This window comes from Peribacillus sp. NPDC058002, from assembly GCF_042886655.1.
GTDB lineage: Bacteria > Bacillota > Bacilli > Bacillales > DSM-1321 > Peribacillus > Peribacillus aracenensis.
Map to the genome: position 1 here is coordinate 1 of NZ_JBHVQU010000330.1, position 3,346 is coordinate 3,346.

Consider the following 3,346-nt stretch of genomic DNA (forward strand, 5'->3'; position numbering starts at 1 on the left):
TTCATGGAGGGATCCCGGAATTGATTGAGCATAAAAAAACAGGATACCTTGTTCCTGAGAAAGATGATATAAAACTGGCTCAAGGTATAAAATATTTCCTGAATCATCCAAGAGTATGGAAGAGATATACCAGAAGTGCAAGACAGGTTATTGATGAAAATTTTGATTTAAAAAAACAAATCATCGAACAACAAAGGCTATACAGCTTAATGGAAAAAAATAACGGAGTTAATTGACATAGTCAAAGTAAATGATTATGTTGTCAGTAAATCAGCGATGTTCCTTTCTCCTTTTATCCCCCTCGGACTAGTAATTCTTAAAAAGCACTCCTGAATCACATTCCAAAAAAATACAAAATTCAGTTAGAATTTTGTCCATTTGATTGATCATGGAACATATTTGAGTGGATGTCATTAGTCTAATATAACGCTTACCCAGAATCTGAAATATGATATCCCTTACCAGAAAGAAACCGATGGGGATTCACTATGCTAAATGGAGAGGCTTTTACATCATTTGCAGAAAAGATTGTGCCCCTTCCATACGAATTAACTGCAAATCTTCCCTGTTAAGGGCGGGTTCCCAAAAGAGTAAAGTGAAGCGCTGTACCAATTTCTTTTAGAACAAAAGGTCATATACCAAATCTTATGACCAATTTGATCGAACAATGCAAGTGCAATATGGTCATAAAAAAGACAAGGTAAAAGCTAGACAAATATCTTTAAAGGAGACAAAGTGATATGACAAAATATCCTGTTCGATATGTACAAACATTAAGGGGCGGAACCGCACATGTCATTCTTTTCAGCGATGGTAAAGAATATGTCGTGAAGTGGTTCGATATTAAGAAAGAAAGAGAAAAAGAAGTGGTCAATGAATACCTGATCGGCAAATTGGCAGAGCTCCTTTCACTTCCCGTTATCCCATTTGATCTTGTATATATACCGGAAGAATTTATCAAGAAAACTCCTGAATTACAATCCACTATATACAATTATAGTTCTGGATACCAATATGGCTGTGTTTATATTAAAAACAGTACAGTTTTCGAAAATGTTAGACAGAATCTTCCCACTAAGTCGGATGTTAAAAACCGAGATATGCTAGCCGGTATAACGGTATTCGACCAATGGGTAAATAACTCTGATCGAGGTACGATGAATGTCATATTGGAAAATCTAAGTGATGGTGGCTATTATGTCCATATGATTGATCATGGCAGAGTTTTTCCTGGACGTTACAAATGGTCAGCTCAAACGCTAAGTGAAACACCGGTATATAACTACCATTGGCCTTTTTATAAATGGGCCTTCTCCCTTCTCGATGATCACACAGAGCTTACATCGTTTATAGAAAAGGTAGTGAAATTGCCGAACAAATCGATTTATCAAGTAATTGATTCCATCCCAAAAGAGTGGAATGTGAGTAAGAAGGATAGAGATGCTCTCTACAATTTTCTTTTAGACCAGAAAATTAAATTGCCAGATATCGTTAATCGTATCATCCAGCATCATAGCAACCCAAAATAACATTGGTTTTTCCCCTAGAAAAAAGTAACTCCTTATTAGCTTTAAAGGAGTTACTTTTTTTATCTATAAATCTTTCCATTCCATATAGAATCGAAATCCATTTCTTTTAACTCTTCCAAAAATAATGGAAATAGACCCAACTTTTTTAAACCTTTGAATATCAACTCTTGCCTGTTTCGAATTCTTATATAGGAGCTATAATGATCAATCACTTTTAATTCCTCATCTTTAGTTATAATGTGGCGCAAATCGATAGCCAATCTGGTAAACTTTAAACGTTTCATTTCTTTAAGCACAAAAAGAATTTGCCTTATCAATTTTTCTGATAAGATACCTCCAGACCTAAATATTGGGATGAAGTTACCCACAAGATATTCCAAATTAATATAGATTTGCCCGAGTGTAATAGCGGAAGTCTCTTGTGCAATTTTCAATACATCCACCGCTTTAACGAGATATTCTTGTTTTGCACTTTACAAGAAACTTAGAGAAAAAGAAAAAAGTAATGTATGAGGAAATGTTAAGGAAGTGAAGGAATTTAAATCTATGTGTTACTGAAGGGATTAAAATGGAAGAAGAATGATAAAACTTGCACAAAAATATGTGTAAGTAAGCGTCATTTCATCTTTATTGAACAGAAGGAAATAAATTCACGTAAGGATTTTTGAAAAAATGCACACATGAATATCTATACTAAGAGACTTGTGGCATATTGTGAGCTTACTATATTTTATGTAAAAGATTAGAGCATGCTATTGTCAAGGTCCAGTTCACCAGTAATTTTAACTGGTCCATCTCATAATCGGACTGTTAGCAAGAATTAAGAAACAGTTATATAACAAGGCTCATGGTATAATTAACATTGTAAAACGCTTACAGGAGCAATTCAAACTAATTGTTCGGAAAATTCTTTCTGTTGGGAGTCGATGAAAGTTGACAGTGGAAAATAAAATAAGTAAAGAACAAACTATCTTTAATCATATTGGAAATAAAATCAAAACAGATGATCGGGAAATTAATGTTATTGCTAGATTAGATGAACCACTAATTGTAATATTAGGAAATGTTTTGAGTGACGAAGAGTGTGACGGGCTTATTGAATTGTCAAAAGACAGAATGAATCGTTCCAAAATTGGAGCTAAGCACGAAGTAAATGAGATAAGAACGAGCAGTAGTATGTTTTTTCAAGAAAATGAATATGATATCATTACCAAAATTGAAAAAAGGATTTCAACCATCATGAATATACCCATTGAACATGGAGATGGTATTCAAGTTCTTAAATATACACCTGGGCAAGAGTATAAAGCTCATTTTGATTTTTTTACATCCTCAAGTATAGCAGCAAAAAATAATAGAATTAGCACAATCATCATGTACTTAAATAATGTGGAGCATGGAGGGGAAACTTTTTTTCCTAAACTGAATTTTTCAGTATCCCCACGAAAGGGAATGGCTGTGTATTTCGAATACTTCTATAACGACAAAAATCTAAACGAACTGACTCTACACGGTGGAGCACCCGTTATCACCGGGGAAAAATGGGTTGCAACACAATGGATGAGGAGACAAAAGTAGTCTGCAGATTGATAATGTGTAAACGGCAGCCTTTATAAGCCTCAATTTTAGGTGCCTTTGTTCATTAGGCACCTATTTCATTAGGATCATGTTCATTAAAAAACGATGAAAACACAAAAAGAATGATCAATATTACCCTGGTTGGTCTCTTTGATCTCAAAATTTCTGAGCACACTATTCATTTTCCCTTAGTACTTTTTCTAAAATTATCGTAATCGGTCTTAATGTAATGAAATACC

At 34.0% G+C, this 3,346-nt stretch carries 4 protein-coding genes; 3 read left to right on the plus strand and 1 reads right to left on the minus strand.

Going from position 1 to position 3,346, the window contains the following annotated elements; all coding sequences use genetic code 11:
* Both ACFVSH_RS24490 and ACFVSH_RS24495 read left to right on the plus strand, forming a co-directional pair.
* Positions 1-236, plus strand: a 236-nt coding sequence (locus ACFVSH_RS24490; RefSeq protein WP_387708335.1) for a glycosyltransferase, incomplete at its 5' end; no start/stop codon positions are given.
* 504 nt (positions 237-740) lie between these two features.
* Positions 741-1,529: a HipA family kinase gene (locus tag ACFVSH_RS24495; RefSeq protein ID WP_387708337.1), complete on the plus strand. Its 789-nt coding sequence runs from the start codon at positions 741-743 to the stop codon at positions 1,527-1,529.
* A gap of 59 nt (positions 1,530-1,588) precedes the next feature.
* On the opposite strand, the gene ACFVSH_RS24500 is transcribed toward ACFVSH_RS24495, so the two are convergent.
* The gene (locus ACFVSH_RS24500; RefSeq protein ID WP_387598851.1) at positions 1,589-1,963 is read right to left on the minus strand and encodes a hypothetical protein; all 375 of its coding nucleotides are present in this window, start codon (positions 1,961-1,963) and stop codon (positions 1,589-1,591) included.
* A 499-nt stretch (positions 1,964-2,462) separates the two neighbouring features.
* Here ACFVSH_RS24500 and ACFVSH_RS24505 point away from each other — a divergent pair, with 499 nt between their 5' ends.
* A complete protein-coding gene (locus tag ACFVSH_RS24505; protein WP_387598853.1) occupies positions 2,463-3,107 on the plus strand; it encodes a 2OG-Fe(II) oxygenase in 645 nt (214 codons plus the stop codon).
* Positions 3,108-3,346 lie beyond the last annotated feature (239 nt).